Raw genomic sequence first — 24,417 nt, 5'->3', positions numbered from 1 at the left:
AATTTATTTTTGATTAGAAATTAATTGCTCGCTAACTTTCTTATATAAAGCAGCCATATCGTTTTCACCATATCCAGCTTGACTCGCTTCTTCATATACGTTTAATAACATTTCGCTTACCGGTAAATGGAGTTCGCTTTCCTTAGCTAAGTCAACTGCAAATCCTAAATCTTTTTTCAATAAGTTCACAGTAAATCCTGGCTCGTAGTTTTCAGGTGCTATAAAACTTTTATAATTACGTTCATAAATTCTACTTTGACCGTAACTTACATTTAAAATATCAAACATTTTATCTAAATCCATATTGTTCTTTTTCGCTAATGTTAAAGCTTCACTCACACCAGCTGTATAAAAACCAATTAATAAGTTATTAATTAACTTAACAGTTGTACCACTATCAATCTGCTCACTAACGTGGAAAATGTTCGCGCCTAGTACGCCCATGATAGATTCCGTTTTCTCATATACCTCTTTTGATCCACCAACCATAAACGTTAATGTTCGGTTTTCGGCTCCGATTACACCACCGCTCACAGGTGCTGCTAAAAAGTCTACTTTCTTTTCCTTTGCAGCTTCCTCTAATTGTTTGTTTAACTGCGGCGATACCGTACTTGTATCAATGAAAACTACATTCGAGTGACCATTTTCAAATAATCCTTCTGCTCCAAAATATACCGCTTCAACAGCGCGAGGTGAAGGTAAACTTGTAAAAACTACATCACATGTTTCTGCTAGTTTTGAGATTGATAGACCGATAATTCCGCCTTCTTTTTCAAAGGACGCTTCCGCCTCTTTATTTAAGTCCACGCCATATACTGTGTAACCTGATTTAACTAGATTTTTTGACATTGGAAGACCCATGTTACCTAAACCGATAAAACCAATCTTTTTCATATCGCTTTCCTCCTATTTACACAATATATTTCCCGCGATTTATAATAGCTTTCGCAATTTCTCTCTTCTTCGTAAATACGTTCGTGTATAAAGGCACTAATAATTGACGGATTTCAGCTAAAATCACATTTCTATCTTGTTCTTTTGTGACAGCTGCTGAAAGTACAGAAATCGCCGCTTCTTCTACTTTACGGTATCCTTCTTCACAAATAACATCCGTTATGAGTTGCTTCGTACGTTCTTTTTCCTCTCCATTTTTACGTACCGCTTTTCTCGTACGTAAAAACGCTGATTCCATGATGTACACGTCCGTCAACATATTTGATATTACACGTGAATATTCTTGTTCTTGGTCAATTTTTAGACCTGGAGTTTTAGAGAGCGTTTTCAAAGATTGTTTCAACAATTTTTTCGCTAATAAAATGTAACGATGGTTTCTTTCTACATTTGCTACATCACTTTCTACTTCAGTATCTTCTAATTGTTCGATTTGTTTCATTAACATTTTAGCAACTGTTAATCTATTAATTTCGTTCGTTCCTTCAAAAATACGACTAATTCTTGCATCACGATATAATCGTTCTACCTCATACTCTTGCATATAACCGTAACCACCATGAATTTGTACAGCTTCATCTACGATATAAGCAAGTGTTTCAGAAGCATTTACTTTATTCAGTGCACATTCAATTGCAAATTGAGACATTTTCTTCATAAGATCTTCATCGCTCTCATGAATTGCTTCATCGATTACACCTGCTGTACGATAAGCTGCACTTTCGGCTCCATATGTAGCAATAATCATATTTGCAATTTTCTCTTGAATCATCGTAAAGTCTACTAATTCCGTTTGGAACTGTTTTCGCTCTTTTCCATATTGAACCGACAAACCAATTGCTTGTTTTGCTGTTCCAATATTTCCAAAAGCAAGTTTAAGTCTAGCAAAGTTAAGGATATTAAGGGCTACGTGATGCCCTTTCCCAACTTCCCCTAAAACATTTTCAGCAGGGATGACAACATCTTCTAAAATAAGAGTCGCTGTTGAAGAACCTTTAATCCCCATTTTCTTTTCTTCTAATCCAATAGATACACCTTCACATGTTCTTTCGACAATAAACGCTGTCATTCCTTTATTTGTCTTCGCAAAAACAACGTATACATCTGCCATATGAGCATTTGTAATCCATTGCTTCTCACCATTTAACTTCCAAGCTGTTCCCCCTTCATTCAATACGGCGCTTGTTTTTGCACTTAATGCATCCGAACCAGCATTTGGCTCCGTTAAAGCATAAGCCCCAATCCATTCTCCCGATGCGATTTTCGGTAAATATTTTTCTTTTTGCTCTTTCGTTCCATAATATATGTAAGGCAATGTACCGACACCAGCGTGTATATTAAAAGAAACGCTAAACGCACCAGCGTAACCCATTTTCTCTGCTACAAGACCTGAGACAGCCTTTCCTAACTCGAACCCGCCATAATCTTCTGGTACCTCAATGCCTAATAATCCAAGTTCCCCAGCTTTCTCAAATAATTGACGAGAAACTTTATAGTTATGTTGTTCAATATTCTCCATTTGTGGAACAATTTCTTGTTTAACGAATTGTTCTGTCGTTTTTGCGATTAAATCTTCATCACCTGAAAAATCTTCTGGTGTAAAGTAAGTATGATTTATATCTTTATTAAGTGAAAAAAATTCATCCCATGGTAACTTCGTTTTCTCCATATGTATCCCCCTATCATTCGGCTTTCATAGCTTTTTGCTTATGCTCGTCTACGATGAGTGGAATATCTTTTTTGAAAATAGAAGGCGATGATTTTTCACATCAAGCATTTTATTTTGCCAAAGATGTATTTTCATCGCCTTCGCTGCTTTATCTATTGATCTTCTGATAATACTGTTTTTGCAATACCAGTATCTAACTCTTCAAAGTCATGATATGAAATTGTTTCGTATAATTCACTTCTCGTTTGCATATTAGAAAGTGCATCTTTTTGAGAACCTGTTTCTTTAATTAAAGCAAACACATTTTCATATGCTTTCGCTGCAACGCGAAGTGAAGTTACAGGATAAATAACCATTTGGAAGCCCATATTCGCAAATTCCTCTGCACTATAATATGGAGTTTTTCCGAATTCAGTCATATTCGCAAGCAAAGGTGCATTTACCTTACTATTAAATAGACGGAATTCTTCCTCTGATTGAAGCGCTTCAGGGAAAATTGCGTCTGCACCTGCTTTTACATATGCATTTGCTCTTTCAATTGCTTCATCTAATCCTTCAACGCCGCGAGCATCAGTACGTGCTACAATGTATAAGCTCGGTGCAACTTCTTTAATCGCTTTAATTTTTTGAACCAATTCTTCTGTAGTAACAAGTTTCTTGCCATTTAAATGTCCACATTTTTTTGGTAATTGCTGATCTTCAATTTGGACAGCTGCTACTTTCGCTTCCACCATTTCTACAGCTGTTCTCGCTACATTTAGTACACCACCAAATCCTGTATCAATGTCAACAAGAACAGGTAAGTCTGTAGCTCTTACTAAATCTCTTGCTCTCTCAGCCACTTCAGTAGACGTCACGATACCTAAATCTGGTAAGCCTTTACTTGCAGTATAAGCAGCTCCTGATAAATAAAGAGCTGAAAAACCTGTATTTTTTGCAACTAAAGCCGCCATTGCATCATGAGCACCTGGAATTTGCAAAATTTCATTTGCTTCTACTAAAGCTCGGAATCGATTCGCAAGCTCCTCTTGTGTTGACTGCTTTTTCACAACCCAAGCCATTCTAAATTCCCCCTATTATTAAATTAAGAATAGATCTACAAATTCGTTTACATTCATATTTTCTAGTTTTTCTTCATTTAAACAAACTTCATGAATTTGTTCTTGTTGCTTACTAGAATAATGACCTGCCATATTTGCAGTGAATTTTTGAACAACTTTTGGAATTGCTTCGTCTCTACGGAAACGGTGACCAAGTGGATATTCACATTCCACATTTTCTGTTACTGTGCCATCTTTAAAGTGAACTTGAACAGCGTTGGCGATTGAGCGCTTGTTCGGGTCAAGGTAATCTAAACTGTACTGTTTGTTTTCAACAACAACCATCTTATTACGTAATTCATCTACACGTGGATCGTTTGCTACTGCATCTTCATAATCGTCTGCAACGATATCTCCTTTTAATAAACCAATTGCCGTAATGTATTGTAAGCAATGATCACGATCAGCTGGGTTATTTAATGGCCCTTCTTTATCAATAATACGAATTGCTGATTCATGAGTTGTAATTGTAATACGGTCAATTTCATCTAATCTCTCTTTAATTTCCGGATGCAACTTCACTGCACATTCTGCAGCCGTTTGTGCATGGAATTCTGCTGGATATGACACTTTAAATAACACATTTTCCATTACATATGACTCTAGTGGTCTTGCTAATTTTAATTCTTGTTTATTGAATAATACATCTTGGAATCCCCATCCTGGCGCAGATAATGCTGTTGGATAACCCATTTCACCTTTTAGAGCAGTCATTGCAAGATGAACACCGCGGCTCGTTGCGTCACCTGCAGCCCATGATTTACGTGAGCCCGTATTTGGAGCATGACGATATGTACGAAGACTAGAATTATCAATCCACGCATGTGATAATGCATTAAAGATTTCTTCACGTGTTCCGCCAAGCATTTTCGCAACTACTGCAGTTGTTGCTACTTTTACATATAATACATGGTCAAGACCAACTCTGTTTAAGCTGTTTTCTAAAGCAAGCACGCCTTGAATTTCATGTGCTTTAATCATCATTTCTAATACTTCACGTACTTTTAAAGCTTCTTTTCCTTCTGAAATACGAACACGGCTAATATAATCTGCGACCGCTAAAATTCCGCCTAGGTTATCAGATGGATGTCCCCACTCTGCTGCAAGCCAAGTATCGTTATAGTCTAACCAACGGATCATACATCCGATATTAAATGCACCTTTTACTGGATCTAGTACATAAGACGTACCTGGTACACGTGTACCATTTGGCACGACTGTTCCTGGCACAACTGGTCCTAGTAATTTCGTACATTCTGGATATTGTAGTGCTAAAATTCCACATCCAAGTGTATCAAGTAATACGTAACGAGCTGTACTGAATGCTTCTGCACTAGTAACCTCTTTATTTAATACATAATCCGTAATCTCTTCTAATAATGCATCTTTTTGCTTAATTTCATTTGTTTTAATCATGCTATCCTTCCCTTTCTGTCGAAAATTCGTTATTATTAATGATGGGTGTCGGTCAAACACCCATCTGGCGGGCGGTGCTAACAACTCCCCAGTTGTTCTTATTTACTAAGTACATGTCGCTCGCCAATATAATTTACACGCGGACGGAACAAACGATTATTTGCATGTTGCTCAATAACGTGCGCACATAATCCCACTGTTCTAGAGCTAAAGAAGATAGGTGTGTAAAGTTGAATTGGAATACCTAGCATCCAATATACTGGAGCTGCATAATAATCAAGATTTGGATAAATTCCTTTTTCCTTTTCCATAATCTTTTCTCCAGCTTCACACATTTCATATAGTGTATAATCACCTTTTACATCACATAACTGTTTTAAAGCTTCCTTCATCATAAGTGCTCTTGGATCCATCTTCTTCATATAAACACGGTGTCCAAAGCCCATAATTTTTTCTTTGTTATATAGTTTCTTCTGTAATAACTCTTCAAATTTCTCAACATTACCAGCTTCTAAAAGCATGTACATAACCGCTTCATTTGCACCGCCATGTAAACTTCCTTTTAAAGATGCAACTGCACCTGTTAAAGCACCGTATAAATCTGATTGTGTTGATGCAATAACGCGCGCTGTAAATGTAGAGTTTGGCATTTCATGCTCACTATATAAAACAAGGGAACGATCAAAGATCTTTTCCTCAAGTTCAGTTGGTTTTTTACCAGTTAACATATAGAAGAAATTCGCACTATAAGATAATTCTTTAAGAGGTTCAATTGGCTCCTCATTATTTAAAATATGATAGCTATTCGCTACAATGTTTGGCACTTTACTTAACAGCTTGTACCCTCGGCTTTTATTCACTTCTAACGAGCGGTTTTCGATATCATTATCGTAACCAGCTAACGCTGACACACCTGTACGTAATCCATCCATGGGATGCGTCTCTTTAGGCAATGCCTTTAGTACGTTGAATACACCTTCTGGTACTGCATATTCTTCTTTTAATTTCTTTTCAAGTGTTGCTTTTTCATCTTCATTCGGTAGATGTTCCTCCAATAAAAGGTGCACAATGTCTAAATACTCTTTTGTTTTTGAGAGTTCGATTAAGTCATACCCTTGAATTACAATTTCACCTTTTACTGTGTCAAGAAACGAGATTTTCGTCTCCGCTGCCACTATACCATCTAATCCCGGGGAAAATTTTTCTTCAGCTTTCATCATTATTTCCTCCAATCCTAATAGATCTTCGTGCACATAACTGTAAGCCTTTACAATATTGTGAAACTACATTTCTATTTCAATGTATCAGAGTTTTTAGAAGATTTCAATTTATTTTATAATGATAAGTTTCCTACACTTTTCTTACTGTAACAATACAATTTTTTGAAAATAATTCTTATATTTTATAAAGAAAGAATAGACTTTTTTGCGTATTTTCAAAAACAAGATATAAAGATTTTTCATATAACACCGCCAAATATACAATTATTCTAATTTTATTTGAGAAATAAAAAAAACGAGCTGTACATAAATACAGCTCGTTACTATATGATATTTATTTCACTATCTCTTAAATATAATTTTTATATAAAACTTATTCATTTTTAATAAAGTTATTATTTTACATAATTAAATTGAATTTCTTCCATTTCCTCATGATAACTTACAAATAAATCATAGTTTTGAAAATACCAAAGATCATCAGAATCTACAAAAAATATAATACCTTCCTTCTCAACTGACACTATTTCCCCATCTGGTTTCTCAGCAACAACCCCTAAAGAATATCCGGGCTGAATTGAACTATCCCCTCCGTACCTTACAGTAAAACGTACAGATTCACCGTGCTTTATACGTAATTCTTCCTGGAACCATTGCAGAGCTTTACGATCAATTGAAATTCTCATCTTTATTCCTCCAGTTTACGCAAACTCTTTTTTTCCTAATCGTTGTTTTACAAAGAAGACGAAAATGATTAAGGCTATTAATGCCGAAATTGCACTCCCTGAAAATAAAATACGATAACCAAACATTTGTGAAACAACTCCAAGTAAAATAGCACCTAACCCGATTCCTAAGTCAAACGCTGTAAAAAATGAAGCATTTGCAACTCCTCTTTTACTCGGATCGACAATTGTAAGCATTGCCGCTTGCAAAGCTGGCTGCGCTGAACCAAATCCAATACCGTATAATGTTGCTGCGATAATTACACCTAACAAACCATTTGAAATAGTTAAAACAACTATAGCTAAAATAGTAATACATAATGCTGGGAGTATGATGAATACTTCTCCATACTTATCTAATAGTTTCCCTGAAATTGGTCTTACAATTGTTAATGCAATTGCATATACAAGAAAGAAAGTTCCTGGATTCACATGAATTGATGATGCAAATAACGGTAAAAAGGTTGTTATTCCTCCATATGCAAACGATAAAAAGAATACTACAATCGTGATTGTTAATACAGATTTCTCAAATAGCTGAATTTTCCCTTTTTCTTTTTGTGGCGTAAATGGCATCTTCGTTATTAGTGATAATACGACTGCCATAAAAGATAACAACGTCGCTAATAAAAATAGACCATGAAATGAATAATTTTGTACAACCCATAGTCCAATCATTGGTCCGATCGCCATTGCAATTGTCATCGCCATCCCGTACCAGCCCATACCTTCACCACGGCGTGAATCTGGAATAATATCCGTTATTGCTGTTCCAACAGCTGTTGTAGAAACAGCCCATGTTACTCCGTGAATAACACGTAAAACAGCTAAAAGGACAATAGTCGATGCTATATTATAGGAATACATCGTTAATCCAAAAAAGATGAGTCCGAAAATAATAAAGGATCTTCTACCATATTGATCTAACATTCCTCCAATAATCGGTCGTATTACAACAGCAGCTATTGTAAACATTCCCATCATGAGTCCAACTTGCGATTCATTGCCACCTATCTCTTTAATAAAGAGCGGGAGCGTTGGAACAAGTAAATAAAATCCTGTAAATAAAAATAACATTGCGAAAGTCATTTGAATAAATGATTTCGTCCATAATCGTTCCATAAAAATACCTCCATACACTCGTAAAATATTACGATTAACACCCTCATTGTACATTTTTTTTATCTCTTTTCCCTCCGCAAATAGACGTATCTTTTCATATTAAATAGTCCACCATCAGCTTACATTAGTCTTAAGACTTTGTACGCATGTTTTAAACGAAAGTCCTATATATGTGCCTTTATATGTGTGAAAAGAATATACTAATTTATTATCACAACTTAGGAGTGAATATTTCATGTGGGTATTATTAAGAGTAACTGCCGTAGTTCCTTCGACTCCTGGAATACATGTTCCTGCAGTTCATACAGCTAGCTCCGATGTAGGAATTGAACTTCCCGCAACTTGGCAGCAATATCAAATTCCCGGTCAAGTTACCCCATCATTTTGGCATCATGGTACACACCCCAGTAGTACTCCCATTCATAGCCATAGTTATCCTCCACTACCTCCGACTCAAGTCTTTTATCATTTCCCTTCAATTTTTTTTCAAAATTTTTATGGTACGTTTAACATTTAATAGCTATCACTGTATTACCCCTACATTTTAATAAGGCGAACCTTTAATCCAGTTTCAACATAAAAAGTCGAATTCCTTAAATAAGAAATTCGACTTTTTAATTGTTTTCCAAACTAAAGTAACCGTTAAAGAAAGACATTTATTAAAGATTTGAATATAATTCCCACTCATTTAATGGTTTATGTAATCCATCACAGTTAGTCCCTTTCCGGGATAACCCGCACGTACAATCATTTCTCTCTTTACGTTATATTTCACATAAACTACATTCACTCTTTTTCTATCCAGCCCTTAACATTACATTTTCTGTAGCAAAATGAAAAGAGCACTTAAGATTGTAAATTCCTACAAATCTTAAGTGCTCTTTTGAAAACTTTTCTATAAATTTTTCTTATTGTCCATTATTGGCAGGAACCTCTCCTGCATTTCCACCATTATTTGGTTGTACTGTTGCAGGTGGGGTTGGAGTTCCTTGACCTCCATTATTATTCGCTGGAGGTGTCGTTCCTTGACCTCCTCCGTTATTTGCTGGAGGTGTCGTTCCTTGGCCTCCTCCATTATTCGCTGGAGGTGTCGTTCCTTGACCTCCTCCGTTATTTGCTGGAGGTGTCGTTCCTTGGCCTCCTCCGTTATTCGCTGGAGGTGTCGTTCCTTGACCATTTCCGTTATTTTGTTCATTTTGTTTCTTTTCTTCTTCTTGTTTCTTTTGCTCTTCTAGTTTCTTTTGTTCTTCTTGCTTCTTAAGTTCCTCTTGTTTCTTTTGCTCTTCTTGTTTTTTCAGTTCTTCTTGTTTCTTTAATTCTTCTTGCTTTTTCTCTTCTTCAGTTTTTTGCTGTTGATCTTGTTTTGGTTGCTCCGTTGTATCCGGTACGCTAGTATTTGGCGATGAATCACGTTTTTCACCTTTTATACGTAGCTCACTACCTTCTTGAATAACGCTACTTGGCATTTTAAAGCGTGATTTATCTGTAGCCATTTCACTCATCATTTCTTTAAAGATCAACTGTGCAATTTTCGTATTTTTACTACTAATATACTCGTCTTTACCATCTTTCATATACCCCGTCCATACTGCCATCGTATATTGCGGTGTATATCCAGCAAACCAACTATCACGAGTTGCACTTTCTGGAATTTTATATTGAGCTAATTGTTTTGATGAGTAGTTTGTCGTACCCGTTTTACCAGCTACATCTAAAGATGCTATATTTGCAGATGTACCAGTACCTGATGTAACTACAGAACGAAGCATATCTGTAATCATATATGCCGTAGAATCTGTCATAACTTGTTTTGGCTTTTGTCCAAAACTTTGTGACTTACCATCTGGATAAACAACTTTCTTAACAAAATGCGGTTTCGTATATTTACCATCATTACCAAATGCCGCATAAGCGCCCGCTATTTCAGTTGGTGATACTTCATTTGTACCAATCGCTGTTGATTCAGTCGGTGCCGCATTAAATGTAATGCCTAATTTCTCAGAGAAGTCTTTTGATTTATTAATTCCAACTTCTTTCGCAGTCTTAATTGCTGGGATATTTCGTGACTTTTCTAATGCTACACGCATTGTAATAGGTCCCATATGACTTCTATCTGAATTTCGTACTTCTTGTCCCGTTGAATACTTAAATGGAGAGTCATCAATTTGATGGTACGTGGCCCATTTTAAATATTCAATTGCAGGAGCGTAGTCGAAAATCGGCTTCATCGTTGAACCAGCTGCACGATCTAATTCAATTGCCATATTATGCCCTTTAAATACAGCTTTATTTTCTCCACGGCCACTACCTATAGCACGAACTTCTCCTGTTTTCGTATCCATAAATGTAAATGCACCTTGGAATTTATCGTTCGGATAATCAATGATATTATTATTTAAAATATTATCAGCGAGTTTCTGTGCTTTCGGATCTAACGTTGTATAAATTTCTAAACCATCAGAACCAATATTAGCATCTGGCAATTCTTTTTCTACTTCTTTCACAACTGCATCCATAAATGCAGGGTATGGCATTGTTTGTAGTTGAGTTGCAGGCTTGAGTCCCTTTTCTACGTCAACTTTTAATGCTTCTTCCATTTCCTGTTTTGTTATATATCCATGTCGATTCATTAAGTTTAGAACAACATTTCTTCTTTCTGTTGCTTTTTGAACATTTTCTTTTTTCGTTGGATCATAGTTATTCGGTGCTTTCGGTAAACCTGCCAGCATCGCAACTTCTGGTAATGTTAAGTCCTTCAATTCTTTACCATAGTAGTTTTGTGCTGCTGTTGCGATCCCATATGAACGGTTTCCTAAGTTAATTTTATTTAAGTACATCTCTAATATTTCATGTTTTGAATACTGTTGTTCTAGCTTATAAGCTAAATATATTTCTTGCGCCTTACGCTTTGGTGTTTTGTCCATTGATAAGAAGTAGTTTTTAATAACTTGCTGTGTTATCGTACTTCCACCTTGAGAACCGTAATCTCCTTTAAGACTTACTAGAACAGCACGCGCAGTACCTTTAAAATCTACTCCGCTATGCTCATAAAAACGTGAATCTTCTGTCGCTAAAAATGCATTTTCTACTAATTTAGGTATTTGCTCATACGTAACATTCGTCCTTTTTTCTTTTCCATATTCATATACCAAATCCCCGTTTTTATCATAAATTTTTGAGGATAACGGATTAACAAGTTTTGCTTTCTCAAGTTTTGGTGCATCCTTAATCATTACGAAAAAGGTAGCAACCCCCGCCACTAAACCAACAATACCAAGTAATAAACAAGTAATTAAAAACTTGCGAAAGAATGATGTTTTACCTTTTGGTTTTTGTGTTTTAGAAGCTGGTTGTTTTTTCTTTTTAACTTGTCGTCGTTCCTCTCGAGAACGATAATTTTCTGACATGTTACTTTCTCCTGCCTTTCAATTCTCCCGTTGATTTACTTAAAAATATTGAGGTCACTTTCTAAAATGCATTTGATTAAGAAAGTATATTGACCTGGAGCATTCAATATTTTCCCAATTCACAGATTATAAATTTTAGAATACTTCTTATACAAACTATTTTCACTTCTATTTTTCCTAATAACGCTGCCCCTTTAAGCATAGAATGTAAAAAGTGAATTTTTAATACCTCGTATAAATAATATACCTTTTTTTCAAATGGTCAATATTTTCTTATTTATAAATCAAAGGTGAAATAAAAATAGCACAACGATATGTACTTCGTGTGAACTTCCTTATAATTACGTATAACAAACATTTAATATATTGCATATAAGTATAATACCTCTTAATTTATAAGGATTTCAACTTCACAACCTCAATATCTACAAGAAATTATTAAAAATGAAAAGTGAGGAGTTGCGTAATGATGAAGCTATCTCCCGTGATTTCAAAAAATATAGTTGCTGTTGGCTATAATCCTTTTTCTATGATTTTGCGAATCCAATTAAAGAATGGTATGTACGATTTCTTTAATGTACCAGAAAGTATTTATACTGGCCTATTACATGCACAATCTAAAAGTTATTATCATAAAACTTATATTAAAAATTCTTTCCGCCACACAAAAATTTAAACTTAACACCCACTAAAAAAAGGAGGTTAATCCTCCTTTCTTTTAAAAACATTTCACAGATGAATTATCTTCGATTCCTCTTATTAATTTCATCATATGCTTGAATTTGTTTTTTCAAACGCCGATCAGCTTTTTTATCATGCACTACAAGAATTGCATGTATAACTCCTGGCACCCAAAATATTAATGTTAATATGAAATTTATTATTGCCTGAATTGGTTTTCCACAAAATAGTACAGCAACAGGTGGAAGAAAAATTGCTAATAAATACATCATCCCTTGAAAACTCCTTATTTTGTATTTTATATATCCCTTTTCAAAACATACGTAAAGAAACCTTATGATGTTGTTGTTACATAAATTTTCATTAAGTATATATAACATCTCTTACTTTATATATTCTATCTATAGGCAAAAAAACCTACTACTATTTTAATCTTAACGTACCTATAAAATTCATGTATCTCCTTCTATTTATATAAGTATTTCAACCTTTTCATTGTTTTCTAGCCTATTTTCTTCCTCTATTGCAGTTACTCCAATTGCAGAAATTAACGTTCCTATCGCTTGTATCCAAATACCAATGAGTGCAATTATTCTCTCATCCTTCTTATCAAAAATACTATCTTCATTTTCTCTCTCATCTTTCAATACATTTGAAACACCTTGATACGCTTGTAATCCAGCACCTAAACTTTGCATGGAGTTACCTAATATAATAATTTTCTGTAGTACATTTATATCCATCAAAGCTGCTTCTACTCCTAAAAAAGCACCGATCGATTGTAAACTGTTCCCTGTAATAATAAGATAATCATTTTCTTTCGATTGTTCATTTATATTAAAATATGTTCCTATTACATTTGATATATTCCCTAATGCTAATAGCTCAATTCCTATTTGATCAAGTAATTTACTTTGATTCTCTAAGCCTATATTTTGATTTTCTCTTTTTTCTTCCCCATCATCATAATTGCTCGCAATGATTTGTAATATATACCCGAGGGCTTGTAATGAGCTTCCTACAATAACGAGATCCGATTCAACTTTCTCTTCTCCAATAAATCCTCTTGTCGTTCCAATTGCAGCTGTAAGGTTCCCACCTACTTGAAACCATGCCCCTGTAACTTTTAAACCGCTTGGATTCATTTTTATCACCTATTTAAATATTTTCTAAACCTTTCAAAATAAAGTGAAACTTTAATCAGTGGGGTTTTCTTCATCCCCCTCCTAAATTCTTTGCTTTCGCTGAATTTTGAGGTAGGGGTCTTACTAATCGGCAAATAGCGGAATAAATAAATTCCACCCTTAATCTTTTATTTTATTTTTTAAATGTAATTTTGTGAATGATATAATGTGCTACTAATATAAAAAGCACCTTAAAGGTGCTTTTTATATGCATGCTGGGCATGTCAGTGAATCTCCATTTTTATCTATTGTTATATTCAATATATATTGAGTTGCTTTATGTGACCAAGTTTCAGGTGTAGGTGATTCATTTATATATTGTGGCGCACATGACTTCAGCATTGGAGTACTAATACTCCCTCCAGGATCTAAAGCAACTACAGCCATGCCATGAGGTAATTCCAGTGCCATAGATTTAGTGATACCTTCAATTGCAAATTTTGAGGCACAATATGGCGCAAGCTCAGCTTCACCTTCTCTCCCCCAACTAGAACTCATATTAATGATAATTCCTTCTTTCCTAGCTACCATTGCGGGAACAAACGCTCTTATTACATTTACTACACCATTCACGTTTACATTCATTACATTTTCGAATTCTTGAGCCGTAATTTTCCAAAGTTGTGCATTTTGATTTACAATCGATGCATTATTTATTATCATATCGGGAGCCGTATGTCTATTAAGTATATAATTTGCCCAGTTGTTAACTTGCTGAGAATCTGAAACATCAATTACTTGAAAATCATGTATTTTACTGTACTGTTTTTTTAGTTCTTCAATTTTATCTTTTGAACGTCCACAACCATATATGTTCCACCCTAATTCATCAAATCGGTCAACCATCGCACGTCCTAACCCTTGTGTCACACCTGTAATAATTACAGATTTACCAATTTCTTTTCTCTGCATTTCTCTCATCCTCCTTCCCTATATCTTACTCTCTTCATTTTTATTCAGCCATTTACTATAGTATTAACTCAACTCATACTTTAGTAATGGTTTTGATATTGCATACATAAATAAAAAAAGTAACCATCATGGTTACTTTTTGCTATATATCTAAAAATTCATTGTTTATTTCATTATCGTTTTTACATTTCAACTTCTCTTTTCCACATTTTTCACACTGGTAAATATAAACTACACCTAATGTATCTTTTTTAAAATCCTCATTATCCTGCATCTTAATAAAAATATATTTATGTTTACAATGCGATTCACCCAAATAATTTTCAAACCACTTTTTCAACACAACACATTCCACCTTTATGATAGAACCTTTATTTAGCTGCCTTATTACATACTTTTATTTAAATATTCAATCTCATATTGCAATTTTTTAAATTGCTCAAAATGCATGGTAATAGATTGGCTACTACCATAATCAACATTTTGTTTCACTAATATAACACCCGTATCATGAAAAAGCGCTTCAAGTTCTTTCCTAATAGACACTTTCGCAATATGAGCTGTTTTAATTGCAGATAAAATTGCAATTTCATTAAACTTTAATTTTATTTCATTTGGACAAAATGCGTCTTCAACTAATATAACTTCATTACTATAAATTAGTGCAACAAGATTACTTGATTTGGCATCTGTTAAATCAACTTTTTTCATAATATCTTTCATTACATTTTGCCTCCTTTATTTTCGTATATATCAATTATACAAATTTTTTAAAAAAATTACTCAACTTTATTATATTAATTTTAACACACTTTTATTGAAATCCATGCTCCAAACGTTTTACTATTCCACAATTTTTATTATATGAACCATCTGGACTATAACTCCATATAGTAATGTTAACAACTTATTATAAAGCAGGTGAAAATTATGCCATCAGTTGTAGGGAATTTAGTTGTACAAAATAGTAATGGTTCATTTAACTTAGGTGATTTCTACAACGTTTCTCCAAAAGAAAATACGAAAGCTTATAATGGCTCTGGCGCATCAAACGTTGGTTTTGTTGTTAATACTTTTAGCGGTGTTAGCGCGACCAATACATTTGATTCTGACCTTGCAGATCAAAACCAAGTGGGTACAGCCTAATCTTATGTTCAACTTTTAGTATAGAAAATCTTAATTTGTCTATACTATAATCAGGCTGTTTGACAGCTCTTGTTGATTTTGGAGTACCCTATCTTTTTCTCCCTTTCCCTGGGGCTCAGCAGCTAGCACGAAGCTAGCTGCTTTTTCTTGTATTATTTGTCTCATAAATCAGAAATAAAAGAAGCTGCCATTTAATATTCAGCTTCTTTTACGTTATTTCAATAATATCCATAGCGTTAAATACGTAAGTTTTATAAAAGGCGTCTGTACAAATTACAATTTGTTTTACCGGATTGATATGTACAACAGTCATGTAGTTTGTTAGTATGTAACCATCTTCAAAATATGTTACCAATATTTCTTTCTCAGACAGTAATGACGTTAATAATTTATCAGAAATTCTCTCTTTTGCTTCGTTTGTTAAAAGCGGTTTTTGTACTTTTAATTTCTCTCCAATAATCTTTCTCATATTTAAAAGTTGTTCGGATATTACTGTAAACGGAACCCACTCTCTTTCTTCCTTTTGTATCTTTACATCGTTCATTTTTATCTCCTTGATCATTTATACATTTATTTAGCCATACTATCCCTTAGTTATTTTTAATACGCACTAAACTCGGATTTACTTCTAAACTATAATTAGGTTACCTCTCAAAAGAACATTCGTTCTTATTATACACGAACTTACGTTCTTTTGAGAAGAGCCATACTTATTATTTTTTAACAAAAAACATAATTTTATTTATCTCCATACTTTTTTCCTTTATCAAATAAACTTCTCATTTCTTATGTAAAATGCATATAACAACTAAAAGGCGACTTCACACAAAGTGAAATCGCCTTTTCTTAAAAAATATTTCAATGTTTATTTTTCTATCCTAACTAATGTTCTTTCTGGAATACATAATTCATCTATATTAAAATGATTTATTTTTAATTTCAATTCCCCTACTCGTTCCTTATCTTCATCACCAACCCAACAACTGAATAATTCGAAATAGTCTCCTTCTTCCAAATAACCTTCCATAATCTTGCATAAAGTTAAAAGTTTTTCTTTCGCTTCTTTTTTTCCTTTACGTTTTGCCACTCGACAAGTTCAATTCCCCAACTAGTTGAAACCTCATATATGTAATTTTTTTGGAATTGATACTCTTGTACAATTTCAAGCATACTTTCATCTGCAAAACATGGTCCAAAAACAATTACATCATTAGAATCGGGCTCCGTTAACGGAATTTCTACATTACAGCCTATGTAACTTGCTAAACTCATTTTATACTCCTCCAATATTCGTATAAAAAATACTTCATAGTATATTTATTTACTCAAATATAAAATCCCTGCCTAAACAAAAAAGTTTTAAATTTTTTCGTTTATTAACCATCTATAACTGAACACATATACTATGATGAACGAACTCACAAAGCATAAGAAAAGAGAGCATTTACAACACTCTCTTTTCTTACATACTCTATGAAACTTTACAAAACTGAATCAGTGATTTTTATTATTATATTTCATTACATATACTTAGGTTGTACTATTATATGTAACTCTCTCTCTGTATCCGCTTTTTTCGGATGACGAAAATAATTAAGTTCGTACTTTAACACTTTATACTCAACAATCCCGATTTTAATCCCTTTCGTTTCTTTTAATATAGCTAATAAATCACTTACATTTTCATCATATGACTCAAAAATTTTCGCGCCGCCCTCTCCTTGAAAGATTACTTTCATATATTCTCCCCACCTTAATTTATTGATGTGGTAAATGACGCGTTTAATACGATTCATTATTTATCCTAAAATTTTCACACCAAAAAGAACATCCTTTCCATTCGAATGCTCAGCTTTTTACTAATTATCCATATTAAATATTTATTCAAAAACATTATATGTATTATTTTTTAAATTATGTTCGATATCCATTATTTCCCATTGTAATTCTTAATATTTAAATGTAATATTGTATTGTCTTACTATCTATTTATAACTCACACACTAATTAGAAAAGGGAACTCTATATGAGTTCCCTTTTCTAATTATGATTACAATCATTATTTCTTTTCTAGAAATTTAAATGTATCTTTAAATTCTTTATTATTCACTTTAATATCAGCATCTTTCAATAAATCATTGACTACTTGTTGTTTCCATTTACCTGTCGTATCTTGTAGTCTTTGTTGTTCTAAATCTTTACGAATTTTTTCCTTTACTTCATCAAATGGCTTCAATTCTTTTTTATCCGTCACTTTAATAATATGGTAACCGTAAGTTGTTTTAACTGGATCACTTACTTGGCCTGCATCTAATTTATACGCAGCTTCCTCAAATTCTTTCACAGTTTGTCCAGGAGCAAAACCAGATATTTCCCCGCCCTGTTCCTTTGAACCAGTATCTTCTGAATACTGTTTTGCTAAGGCAGCAAAATCTTCACCATTATTTACTTTCTCCTTTACTTCTTTAGCTGTCTTTTCATCTTTCACTAAAATGTGACTTACTTTCATTTCTGGTTTATAGTTATTTTTCACATCTTTTTCTGTGACTGTTGCTTTAATCGCTTTCTCAAATGCAATTTCTGGCTTCATTTTTTCTTTTAATTCATCTTCATTTTTCAATCCAAGTTGTTCTAAAGTTGATTTAAAGTTCTCACCCATTTTATCTTTTGCTTCTTCTACTTTCTTTTTTGCTTCCTCATCCGAAACTTTATATTTATCTAACAATGCCTTACTTAACATCATTTGATATAAAGTACTTTCTCCATATTGTTGTCTTAATTCTTTACTTAATTCTTTCTCTGTAACATTTCCTACTTTTGATGTTACTACGTTGTCTGAAGAACCACATGCAGATAATGCTAGCATCACGCATGAAATAATTGTTCCAATAAATATTTTTTTCTTTTTCAATTCAAATACCTCACTTTTATCATTATGCAAATTAACTATACACAGGCATTGTGAAAACAGTGTGTTTTCTGCATGTAATTCATTTCATATGAGTTGACTATGTATCATGCATTTCCATTTTTAAACATAAAGAGTCTTCTTACTATTATGTATAGTAAGAAGACTCTTTACATACACCTCAAAAACAATACGGCTGCTATAGTTACTTAATACTTACATGTTCTTCAGGTATCCAACTATTCTGCCCGATATCTACCGCATTTCCCACTCTACCCCACACTCGAAAAGATGTCGATCCATCTATATTTCCTTTATAATTCATACATTCAGGCTCTTCATAATAATTTACTCTGTAGCCGACAGGATATTTCGAAGTTGCATAAAACCATTTCACCTTAAAATGTTTTAAATATGCCCACTGCTTATCGTTCCCTAAACAAATCATATCTTGCTCACCGCCTCCCCAATAACCTGTTAAGATTAAATATGGAATTTTCTGAGTGAGTGCACCTGTAAATTGAGGATTCATGGGGTTCTCATATAAATTTATTCCGTATCCATCAGGATATTTCGAAACTGCAATACCAATGCCATTCGGTTGCTGTTTATACACTATGTTAGATTGATTTGCTTTGTTCGAATCTATAAACCAAGAAAGTGACTTATTTCCTACTAATCGATTCAGATCACATTTCCCAATCCCAGGAACATTCCCTGAATCCGTATATTGCCAAATATCACATGGATATGCTGGCTTATTCCCTCCATAACGAGGGATCCATACGAAATCAGCTTCAATATTACGTGCTCCAAATGATAAATACATGTGATGCCCTACATATAATCCTACTTTTTCCGCACCTAAACGGCGTAATTCATCAATAAATGCCTGTGTCCCGCCTTGCATATCTGCCATCGTTTGAACTTCTACGTCCGCCACCCAAAACTTAGCTGATTGATCACCACGATTCCAAAAATCTTGTGCCTCTTTCTTTGCATCAGCAATAGATATAAAACGGCAAAAAGCATAATTACCGAATGGGATACTATACTTTTTCATTTCACTAACATAATTTTGATACATAAAATCCACCGTATTAGAGCCATCTTGAACTCTAGCAATCACTAAATCTAGCTGAGATGCTGCAATATCCCAATTGATAGTTCCATTCCATTTTGAAATATCTACAATATACCCCATACATTCCAGCTCCTTTTTAATGTCTTATTCATAGCTTGTTTTATTGTAAGCCTTATCTCTCTAAAACTAGCTATCTATAATATAAATAAAAAGAATCGTTACTGTTTTAAAAAATATATTCTCTTTCAGAAATATTTCTATTAACTTTAACATATATACCATATAAAACATTCTCATATTTGAAATATACCCTACTATTCATTTGTTATGTAATCTCGTCCTATCAATCCAGGTATCAATCATTTTTACGGATATTAGAAAACATCCCCCTACATTATTAAATTAAAACTTCCAAACTTAACGCATGCACTAAAATAATATAATTACCACCAACAGGAATAAGCGGCCCAACTGTAACAGTTGGATCAGCACCTATTGAATTTTTTAATTCATTAAAATATGTGATCCACGGTGGCGAAAGCTGAGCTTGTACATTTTCTTCCACTATTTTATACTACCTCCTTATACAATTCTTACTAACATAATATGTAGAAAATAAAAAAATGCATTAGTTACATTAACCATTTGCGTGTTTATTGATTATATTAATTAAACGTTTTATTTCGCATTCTCAATTTCCCCTTTACATCTTTAAGCAATTTTACTACTATGAAATTCTTTATTATAAGCAAATCCACTGAAGTTTCATATTATACTAATACGACTCTACATCCTTTAACTTATAATACTCAATATTAGGAGCTGATTTCATGGAAAAAAAACCTATCGTGTTCAAAATCCCACCAAATTCAAAACTAAAAGTTACATTTTTCGGTCCTTGTAACGAAGTAATTACAAATGTGTCTATAATTAATCAACTATGCACCCCTAAATGTCAAACTATCACGCAATATCCAGACTTTAATAAATATGTGACTGAAGTACGATCGCTATCCCGTTGTTAGTCCGCATAATGTACGATTTTCACAAATTTGTTACCTAAAATAACTGAGAAAGAAAATAAATGCATTCCTAAACTAAAATTACACATTTTATGATATTCCATTGATAATTCATTGATTTTTTACACGTTTTTATTAAAAGAACATATATTATCGTATGGAGATTATCCACTCATAAAACCTATCTTTCTTTAGAGCGTACTTATTATGTATGCTCTTTTTTTATGCAACCGTCCCCCTTCTAAATTGACCAATAATATATTAAAATTCTTTATATACTCAAGGAGGTCAAATATGTTCAAGCTGCATCCAATACTACTCATCTTAGGATTGATTTTGTTTTTATATAGTGTAATCGCCTTTATGTTATTTTTCAGTGTATTAGTATTACCTTCACAAATCTATGTTCAATATATAATTTCTATATAGTAAAGAAAAAACGTAACGATACGATCTTTTATGTATTCCTTCTTTCTTGTTCTATAAGAAAACTAGTAAACTTACTAACAATGAGTTTGTACAAGCATGTTACTTATTATTCTGTTTATTATCTGAAGAAGATTGAAACCCTTACAAATTAAACTATACTTAACCTGTTTACTTATATATTTTAGAAAAACAATAATAATCCCCCACCATTTGGTAAGGGGATTAACTAAACCTACTAAAAAACATTTAATGATCTGTTTTATTTAATTGGAGAAGGAAATCTTGCCACTTCAAAGTGAACCGTATTTACACCATTAACATTTTGTACAATTACGCCAGCAATACTACTTTCTGCAAAAATTTCAACTACATCTCCTGCTTCTAATTGAAGAATAGTAGTTACGGAAACATCATTATTAAAAAATACTCCTGTTCCAAAGAAATCATTATCTATCGCTATTGCTGGATTTCCATTCACACGAATTTCTACTCTAGCTCTGTAATTCACATTAAAATCATTTGGAGAAAATGTTATATTTCCTAATACACTATATACCCCTCTAGTTTTCGGAGTGAAAATGGATGTTACTGGATTATATTCATTCGCTAGATCAAATTGTTCATTTTGAAATAATACTTTAACAGGAGTATTTGCTAGAACAGGTTGATTAACTGTATTCACAGCTCTAAATGCCGATGCCCTTACAAGCTCCTCTTTCTTATCATCACAACACTTCACCTTTACATACTTCCTATCACATTTACTACTTTTCCTATAACAATCATGACTTTCCTTTTTGTAATCTTTACAATACTTACAGTAATAATAAGACATAGCTAGTCCCCCTTTCCTTTACACTTATTTTTACATAGTATGCTATATAGATTAGAATAGCTTGGACGACCTGTTACTATTTTTAATAGAGTAAAAAACCTTCACCATTTCGGTGAGGGTTTACCTTTAAGCTTCTGTAAACTCATTGTTTAATGACTTTATTTAATTGAAGAAGGAAATCTTGCTGCTTCAAAATGTGCACCATCTTCTAAAGGACTTAAAACTCCATCTATACTACTTTGTGCATAAATCTCAACTTCATCCCCTGCATTCAATTGAACAATCGTCGAAACACTTACTACATTTCCAAAACTTATGGGACCAAAAAAGTCATTATCTATAGCTATCGCTGCGTTTCCATTCACACGAATTTCTACACGCGCTCTATAATTTAAAGTTGGATCGTTTGGAAAGAAACCAATCGTTCCAATAATAGAATATACTCCTTTAGTCTTCGGCATAAAAATAGATGTTGCTGGATTATACTCATTCGCTAAATCAAATTGTTCATTTTGAAATAACACTTTCACAAAAGTATTAGCAGGAACATTTTGATTTACTGTATTTCTAGCTCTAAATGCGGATGCTCTAACAAGATTGTCCTTGTTATCATGGCACTTACAAGTGTTCTTACAACAATCATGATGCTTCTTTTTATACTCCTTACAATACTTACAGTAGTAATAACAAGACATACTAATTCCCCTTTCAAACTTATTACTACATATTATGTAAGATTGATTTATAAGGTTTGGACTAGCTATTTTTATTATTCATAAGGGCGCTATTAACCTGCACCCTTATTTATATACACCACTTCATTCCTTACTAGTTATAAGTTGTATACAGTCCCATATGGAATAGTCAGAAAAGAACTTCCGTACGGTGTAACTTGATGTACTGGGTAAAAATACTCTACGGATGAGTAATATGGTTGTACACCTTGCTGCTGCATTTGCATTTGTTGTTGCATTTGCAATGCTTGTTGAATAGCTTGGACTGTACTTTGTGCTCCACTATACGTTATAGACGTACCATACGCTGGTCGCATGCCAGCTTGAGAATTAAAATATGAATAAAACATGATTTTCAACTCACTTCCGTATAATTTATTACAAATTATATTATGATTCTTTATTTCAGTGGGTACTATAAAGCTAGTCCGCTCGCTTATATTCAAATGACAAAATAAAAAAGTAGCTGCTAGACTACTTTGACTCCTTCTTATTACCAAATGAAATGATATACATATTCTCCTGTTACACGCTCATTAATTCCCGCAACCCTAACGAACCTAAGTAAATCCGCCCCTTGAAGAAAATATATCGACATCGTAACCGGTACTTGTGACCACATGAATTGAAAAAGCTCATTCACCCTCTGATTCGTCGTAATGATTAAATCATTTACAGGTCCATGATTCCATGCAGAGGTTTGAACTGAAGTGAAAGAAAGGTCTTTCCCATTAACCACTATTCTTGCCACGCTTTGAGTTATGTCCACAATAATCCCCTCCAACATTACAAAAATTGGACCTTTTTTAGTTCATATTATTATAAATATTCTTGACTGTAATAAATGTTTAAGGCAAATCCCTAATAAAGTGAAACTTTAATCAGTGGGGGCTTACTGCCCGTTAATGCGGGATAAAATTTTTTATTCATATCCCTCAATTCCCATTACAACCATATAATTTCTAACCTTATTCAATTTTTGTAATTAAAATAAAAAATAGCTAATTCACTACTTAAAAAGTAAAAAAGCATCAGATTGACTAGTATGTAGATGGTTAAATGAATGTAAAATGTTTTTAAATTATCTACTCTTTTTTTAGTTTGGAAGTAACTCTCATCTCGTCCCATCTTTATACACCACTTTCTTAATCACACTGAACGCAATATTCAATTGATGAGTTTGTCATTTCGTTACCTCCAATTAACGCCTTTGTTCAATGTAGTAATTTTCTTGTATAATAAAAGTTAATTAATCTAGAAGGGACTGAATTATGCGCAGATATCAATATTTTTAATCTACCTATCATTACAACATAACGGAGGTAAAAGTATTGATTACAGAACTACACTCACAGAGATTATATTTAAGGAAAATGAAAGCATCTGATTCACTAAGTATGTTTAAAATATGGTCTGATCCTGATGTTACTAAATTCATGAATATAAGTAATTTCACTGATGAGAACCAGGCAAAAGATATGATTCAATTCCTTAACGAACTCGCTCAAAATAATAAAGCTATACGTTTTACTATTATTGAAAAAGAATCTAATCACATTATCGGTTCATGTGGCTATAATTCCTTAGATTTTGAAAACTCAAAGACTGAGATTGGCTATGATATTTCAAAAACATTTTGGGGTAGAGGATATGCACCTGAAGCAATATCCTCTTTATTAGATTATGCTTTTACACATCTAAAACTATATCGTGTTGAAGCAAAAGTTGAACCTGCAAATGTAAATTCCATAAAAGTATTAGAAAAATTAAACTTTACTTTTGAAGGTACTCTGAGAAAGAGCGAAAAATCAGCTGGAAAGCTTATCGATTTAAATATCTATTCGAAATTAATAAGCGATTAATTTTAGTCCC

Annotated in this window: 29 protein-coding genes and 1 pseudogene; 5 read left to right on the top strand and 25 right to left on the bottom strand. The window is 33.2% G+C overall.

The window, feature by feature from the left end; genetic code table 11:
* Positions 1–3 precede the first annotated feature (3 nt).
* The 7 genes from AC1Q8M_RS07515 to AC1Q8M_RS07485 form a co-directional block, all read right to left on the bottom strand.
* The gene (locus AC1Q8M_RS07515) at positions 4–894 is read right to left on the bottom strand and encodes an NAD(P)-dependent oxidoreductase (RefSeq protein ID WP_016512871.1); all 891 of its coding nucleotides are present in this window, start codon (positions 892–894) and stop codon (positions 4–6) included.
* Between the two features lie 16 nt (positions 895–910).
* The gene (locus AC1Q8M_RS07510; RefSeq protein ID WP_016512872.1) at positions 911–2,620 is read right to left on the bottom strand and encodes an acyl-CoA dehydrogenase FadE; all 1,710 of its coding nucleotides are present in this window, start codon (positions 2,618–2,620) and stop codon (positions 911–913) included.
* 152 nt (positions 2,621–2,772) lie between these two features.
* Positions 2,773–3,681, bottom strand: coding sequence for a methylisocitrate lyase (gene prpB / locus AC1Q8M_RS07505; RefSeq protein ID WP_000312639.1), 909 nt, complete (start codon positions 3,679–3,681; stop codon positions 2,773–2,775).
* A gap of 18 nt (positions 3,682–3,699) precedes the next feature.
* Positions 3,700–5,136 (bottom strand): 2-methylcitrate dehydratase, encoded by a 1,437-nt coding sequence (gene prpD, locus AC1Q8M_RS07500; RefSeq protein ID WP_000598139.1) that lies wholly within the window; start codon positions 5,134–5,136, stop codon positions 3,700–3,702.
* 98 nt (positions 5,137–5,234) lie between these two features.
* Entirely contained in the window at positions 5,235–6,356 is a 1,122-nt protein-coding gene (mmgD, locus tag AC1Q8M_RS07495) for a citrate synthase (RefSeq protein ID WP_001987369.1), read from the bottom strand.
* Between the two features lie 395 nt (positions 6,357–6,751).
* A complete protein-coding gene (locus tag AC1Q8M_RS07490) occupies positions 6,752–7,042 on the bottom strand; it encodes a HesB/YadR/YfhF family protein (protein WP_001222842.1) in 291 nt (96 codons plus the stop codon).
* Between the two features lie 15 nt (positions 7,043–7,057).
* Positions 7,058–8,203, bottom strand: coding sequence for an MFS transporter (locus AC1Q8M_RS07485; RefSeq protein ID WP_014482022.1), 1,146 nt, complete (start codon positions 8,201–8,203; stop codon positions 7,058–7,060).
* A 235-nt stretch (positions 8,204–8,438) separates the two neighbouring features.
* Here AC1Q8M_RS07485 and AC1Q8M_RS07480 point away from each other — a divergent pair, with 235 nt between their 5' ends.
* Positions 8,439–8,720, top strand: a complete 282-nt coding sequence (locus tag AC1Q8M_RS07480) for a hypothetical protein (RefSeq protein WP_000270089.1) — start codon at positions 8,439–8,441, stop codon at positions 8,718–8,720.
* Between the two features lie 391 nt (positions 8,721–9,111).
* On the opposite strand, the gene AC1Q8M_RS07475 is transcribed toward AC1Q8M_RS07480, so the two are convergent.
* Positions 9,112–11,610, bottom strand: coding sequence for a transglycosylase domain-containing protein (locus AC1Q8M_RS07475; RefSeq protein ID WP_025118549.1), 2,499 nt, complete (start codon positions 11,608–11,610; stop codon positions 9,112–9,114).
* A gap of 466 nt (positions 11,611–12,076) precedes the next feature.
* Here AC1Q8M_RS07475 and AC1Q8M_RS07470 point away from each other — a divergent pair, with 466 nt between their 5' ends.
* Positions 12,077–12,286 carry a KTSC domain-containing protein gene (locus AC1Q8M_RS07470; protein ID WP_000977080.1) on the top strand — a complete coding sequence of 70 codons (210 nt, stop codon included), beginning with the start codon at positions 12,077–12,079 and terminating at the stop codon, positions 12,284–12,286.
* A 64-nt stretch (positions 12,287–12,350) separates the two neighbouring features.
* Here AC1Q8M_RS07470 and AC1Q8M_RS07465 read toward each other — a convergent pair whose 3' ends face one another.
* The 5 genes from AC1Q8M_RS07465 to AC1Q8M_RS07445 form a co-directional block, all read right to left on the bottom strand.
* Complete coding sequence (locus AC1Q8M_RS07465) at positions 12,351–12,563, bottom strand: YqaE/Pmp3 family membrane protein (protein WP_000990219.1); 213 nt, start codon at positions 12,561–12,563, stop codon at positions 12,351–12,353.
* Positions 12,564–12,761: 198 nt separating this feature from the next.
* Positions 12,762–13,436: a DUF6944 family repetitive protein gene (locus AC1Q8M_RS07460; protein WP_001069869.1), complete on the bottom strand. Its 675-nt coding sequence runs from the start codon at positions 13,434–13,436 to the stop codon at positions 12,762–12,764.
* A gap of 243 nt (positions 13,437–13,679) precedes the next feature.
* A complete protein-coding gene (locus AC1Q8M_RS07455; RefSeq protein WP_001189038.1) occupies positions 13,680–14,387 on the bottom strand; it encodes an SDR family oxidoreductase in 708 nt (235 codons plus the stop codon).
* A gap of 142 nt (positions 14,388–14,529) precedes the next feature.
* The gene (locus AC1Q8M_RS07450) at positions 14,530–14,730 is read right to left on the bottom strand and encodes a hypothetical protein (protein WP_000915134.1); all 201 of its coding nucleotides are present in this window, start codon (positions 14,728–14,730) and stop codon (positions 14,530–14,532) included.
* Between the two features lie 44 nt (positions 14,731–14,774).
* A complete protein-coding gene (locus AC1Q8M_RS07445) occupies positions 14,775–15,110 on the bottom strand; it encodes a hypothetical protein (protein WP_000651909.1) in 336 nt (111 codons plus the stop codon).
* Positions 15,111–15,317: 207 nt separating this feature from the next.
* Between AC1Q8M_RS07445 and gerPF the strand changes: the two genes are divergently transcribed.
* Positions 15,318–15,533, top strand: coding sequence for a spore germination protein GerPF (gene gerPF, locus AC1Q8M_RS07440; RefSeq protein ID WP_001141569.1), 216 nt, complete (start codon positions 15,318–15,320; stop codon positions 15,531–15,533).
* A 208-nt stretch (positions 15,534–15,741) separates the two neighbouring features.
* Here the strand turns inward: gerPF and AC1Q8M_RS07435 are convergent, their stop codons facing one another.
* From AC1Q8M_RS07435 to AC1Q8M_RS07405, 7 genes are all read right to left on the bottom strand, one after another.
* Positions 15,742–16,077, bottom strand: a complete 336-nt coding sequence (locus tag AC1Q8M_RS07435) for a YolD-like family protein (RefSeq protein WP_002093988.1) — start codon at positions 16,075–16,077, stop codon at positions 15,742–15,744.
* Positions 16,078–16,398: 321 nt separating this feature from the next.
* Complete coding sequence (locus AC1Q8M_RS07430) at positions 16,399–16,620, bottom strand: hypothetical protein (protein WP_255263009.1); 222 nt, start codon at positions 16,618–16,620, stop codon at positions 16,399–16,401.
* Positions 16,575–16,805, bottom strand: coding sequence for a KH domain-containing protein (locus AC1Q8M_RS07425; protein ID WP_000050521.1), 231 nt, complete (start codon positions 16,803–16,805; stop codon positions 16,575–16,577). The genes AC1Q8M_RS07430 and AC1Q8M_RS07425 overlap by 46 nt, the downstream gene beginning before the upstream one ends.
* A gap of 248 nt (positions 16,806–17,053) precedes the next feature.
* A complete protein-coding gene (locus AC1Q8M_RS07420; protein ID WP_000864277.1) occupies positions 17,054–17,272 on the bottom strand; it encodes a hypothetical protein in 219 nt (72 codons plus the stop codon).
* 320 nt (positions 17,273–17,592) lie between these two features.
* A complete protein-coding gene (locus AC1Q8M_RS07415) occupies positions 17,593–18,444 on the bottom strand; it encodes a peptidylprolyl isomerase PrsA (RefSeq protein WP_000727353.1) in 852 nt (283 codons plus the stop codon).
* 202 nt (positions 18,445–18,646) lie between these two features.
* Positions 18,647–19,645: a glycoside hydrolase family 25 protein gene (locus AC1Q8M_RS07410; protein ID WP_000540668.1), complete on the bottom strand. Its 999-nt coding sequence runs from the start codon at positions 19,643–19,645 to the stop codon at positions 18,647–18,649.
* Positions 19,646–19,922: 277 nt separating this feature from the next.
* Positions 19,923–20,090, bottom strand: a complete 168-nt coding sequence (locus AC1Q8M_RS07405) for a hypothetical protein (RefSeq protein ID WP_000392277.1) — start codon at positions 20,088–20,090, stop codon at positions 19,923–19,925.
* Between the two features lie 265 nt (positions 20,091–20,355).
* Between AC1Q8M_RS07405 and AC1Q8M_RS07400 the strand changes: the two genes are divergently transcribed.
* A complete protein-coding gene (locus AC1Q8M_RS07400; RefSeq protein ID WP_098855545.1) occupies positions 20,356–20,550 on the top strand; it encodes a hypothetical protein in 195 nt (64 codons plus the stop codon).
* A gap of 685 nt (positions 20,551–21,235) precedes the next feature.
* Here the strand turns inward: AC1Q8M_RS07400 and AC1Q8M_RS07395 are convergent.
* The 5 genes and pseudogenes from AC1Q8M_RS07395 to AC1Q8M_RS07375 form a co-directional block, all read right to left on the bottom strand.
* Positions 21,236–21,811 (bottom strand): complement C1q domain-containing protein, encoded by a 576-nt coding sequence (locus tag AC1Q8M_RS07395; RefSeq protein WP_000122945.1) that lies wholly within the window; start codon positions 21,809–21,811, stop codon positions 21,236–21,238.
* Positions 21,812–21,969: 158 nt separating this feature from the next.
* Positions 21,970–22,506, bottom strand: coding sequence for a C1q-like domain-containing protein (locus AC1Q8M_RS07390; RefSeq protein ID WP_001278087.1), 537 nt, complete (start codon positions 22,504–22,506; stop codon positions 21,970–21,972).
* Positions 22,507–22,643: 137 nt separating this feature from the next.
* Entirely contained in the window at positions 22,644–22,895 is a 252-nt protein-coding gene (locus AC1Q8M_RS07385) for a DUF3947 family protein (RefSeq protein WP_000500102.1), read from the bottom strand.
* Between the two features lie 143 nt (positions 22,896–23,038).
* Positions 23,039–23,314 (bottom strand): hypothetical protein, encoded by a 276-nt coding sequence (locus AC1Q8M_RS07380; RefSeq protein ID WP_000355690.1) that lies wholly within the window; start codon positions 23,312–23,314, stop codon positions 23,039–23,041.
* A gap of 212 nt (positions 23,315–23,526) precedes the next feature.
* Positions 23,527–23,673, bottom strand: a pseudogene (locus AC1Q8M_RS07375) (2TM domain-containing protein); the annotation flags it as partial.
* A 203-nt stretch (positions 23,674–23,876) separates the two neighbouring features.
* Between AC1Q8M_RS07375 and AC1Q8M_RS07370 the strand changes: the two are divergent.
* Positions 23,877–24,407 carry a GNAT family N-acetyltransferase gene (locus AC1Q8M_RS07370; RefSeq protein WP_000627262.1) on the top strand — a complete coding sequence of 177 codons (531 nt, stop codon included), beginning with the start codon at positions 23,877–23,879 and terminating at the stop codon, positions 24,405–24,407.
* The last annotated feature ends 10 nt before the right edge of the window (positions 24,408–24,417 follow it).

The sequence above is a fragment of the Bacillus sp. GW823-FHT06A10 genome, assembly GCF_058795375.1.
Note: the sequence above shows the minus strand (reverse complement) of the source record. Positions and strands in the feature narration are given on the sequence as shown.

Coding starts and splice junctions, on each gene's coding strand:
- AC1Q8M_RS07515 (WP_016512871.1), bottom strand. CDS start 894: ATGAAAAAGATTGGTTTTATCGGTTTAGGTAACATGGGTCTTCCAATG.
- gerPF (WP_001141569.1), top strand. CDS start 15,318: ATGCCATCAGTTGTAGGGAATTTAGTTGTACAAAATAGTAATGGTTCA.
- AC1Q8M_RS07465 (WP_000990219.1), bottom strand. CDS start 12,563: ATGATGTATTTATTAGCAATTTTTCTTCCACCTGTTGCTGTACTATTT.
- AC1Q8M_RS07435 (WP_002093988.1), bottom strand. CDS start 16,077: ATGAACGATGTAAAGATACAAAAGGAAGAAAGAGAGTGGGTTCCGTTT.
- AC1Q8M_RS07425 (WP_000050521.1), bottom strand. CDS start 16,805: ATGAGTTTAGCAAGTTACATAGGCTGTAATGTAGAAATTCCGTTAACG.
- AC1Q8M_RS07390 (WP_001278087.1), bottom strand. CDS start 22,506: ATGTCTTGTTATTACTACTGTAAGTATTGTAAGGAGTATAAAAAGAAG.
- AC1Q8M_RS07455 (WP_001189038.1), bottom strand. CDS start 14,387: ATGCAGAGAAAAGAAATTGGTAAATCTGTAATTATTACAGGTGTGACA.
- AC1Q8M_RS07420 (WP_000864277.1), bottom strand. CDS start 17,272: ATGAAAGTAATCTTTCAAGGAGAGGGCGGCGCGAAAATTTTTGAGTCA.
- AC1Q8M_RS07480 (WP_000270089.1), top strand. CDS start 8,439: ATGTGGGTATTATTAAGAGTAACTGCCGTAGTTCCTTCGACTCCTGGA.
- prpB (WP_000312639.1), bottom strand. CDS start 3,681: ATGGCTTGGGTTGTGAAAAAGCAGTCAACACAAGAGGAGCTTGCGAAT.
- AC1Q8M_RS07485 (WP_014482022.1), bottom strand. CDS start 8,203: ATGGAACGATTATGGACGAAATCATTTATTCAAATGACTTTCGCAATG.
- prpD (WP_000598139.1), bottom strand. CDS start 5,136: ATGATTAAAACAAATGAAATTAAGCAAAAAGATGCATTATTAGAAGAG.
- mmgD (WP_001987369.1), bottom strand. CDS start 6,356: ATGATGAAAGCTGAAGAAAAATTTTCCCCGGGATTAGATGGTATAGTG.
- AC1Q8M_RS07385 (WP_000500102.1), bottom strand. CDS start 22,895: ATGTTTTATTCATATTTTAATTCTCAAGCTGGCATGCGACCAGCGTAT.
- AC1Q8M_RS07445 (WP_000651909.1), bottom strand. CDS start 15,110: ATGAAAGATATTATGAAAAAAGTTGATTTAACAGATGCCAAATCAAGT.
- AC1Q8M_RS07510 (WP_016512872.1), bottom strand. CDS start 2,620: ATGGAGAAAACGAAGTTACCATGGGATGAATTTTTTTCACTTAATAAA.
- AC1Q8M_RS07475 (WP_025118549.1), bottom strand. CDS start 11,610: ATGTCAGAAAATTATCGTTCTCGAGAGGAACGACGACAAGTTAAAAAG.
- AC1Q8M_RS07400 (WP_098855545.1), top strand. CDS start 20,356: ATGGAAAAAAAACCTATCGTGTTCAAAATCCCACCAAATTCAAAACTA.
- AC1Q8M_RS07490 (WP_001222842.1), bottom strand. CDS start 7,042: ATGAGAATTTCAATTGATCGTAAAGCTCTGCAATGGTTCCAGGAAGAA.
- AC1Q8M_RS07395 (WP_000122945.1), bottom strand. CDS start 21,811: ATGTCTTATTATTACTGTAAGTATTGTAAAGATTACAAAAAGGAAAGT.
- AC1Q8M_RS07410 (WP_000540668.1), bottom strand. CDS start 19,645: ATGGGGTATATTGTAGATATTTCAAAATGGAATGGAACTATCAATTGG.
- AC1Q8M_RS07460 (WP_001069869.1), bottom strand. CDS start 13,436: ATGAATCCAAGCGGTTTAAAAGTTACAGGGGCATGGTTTCAAGTAGGT.
- AC1Q8M_RS07470 (WP_000977080.1), top strand. CDS start 12,077: ATGATGAAGCTATCTCCCGTGATTTCAAAAAATATAGTTGCTGTTGGC.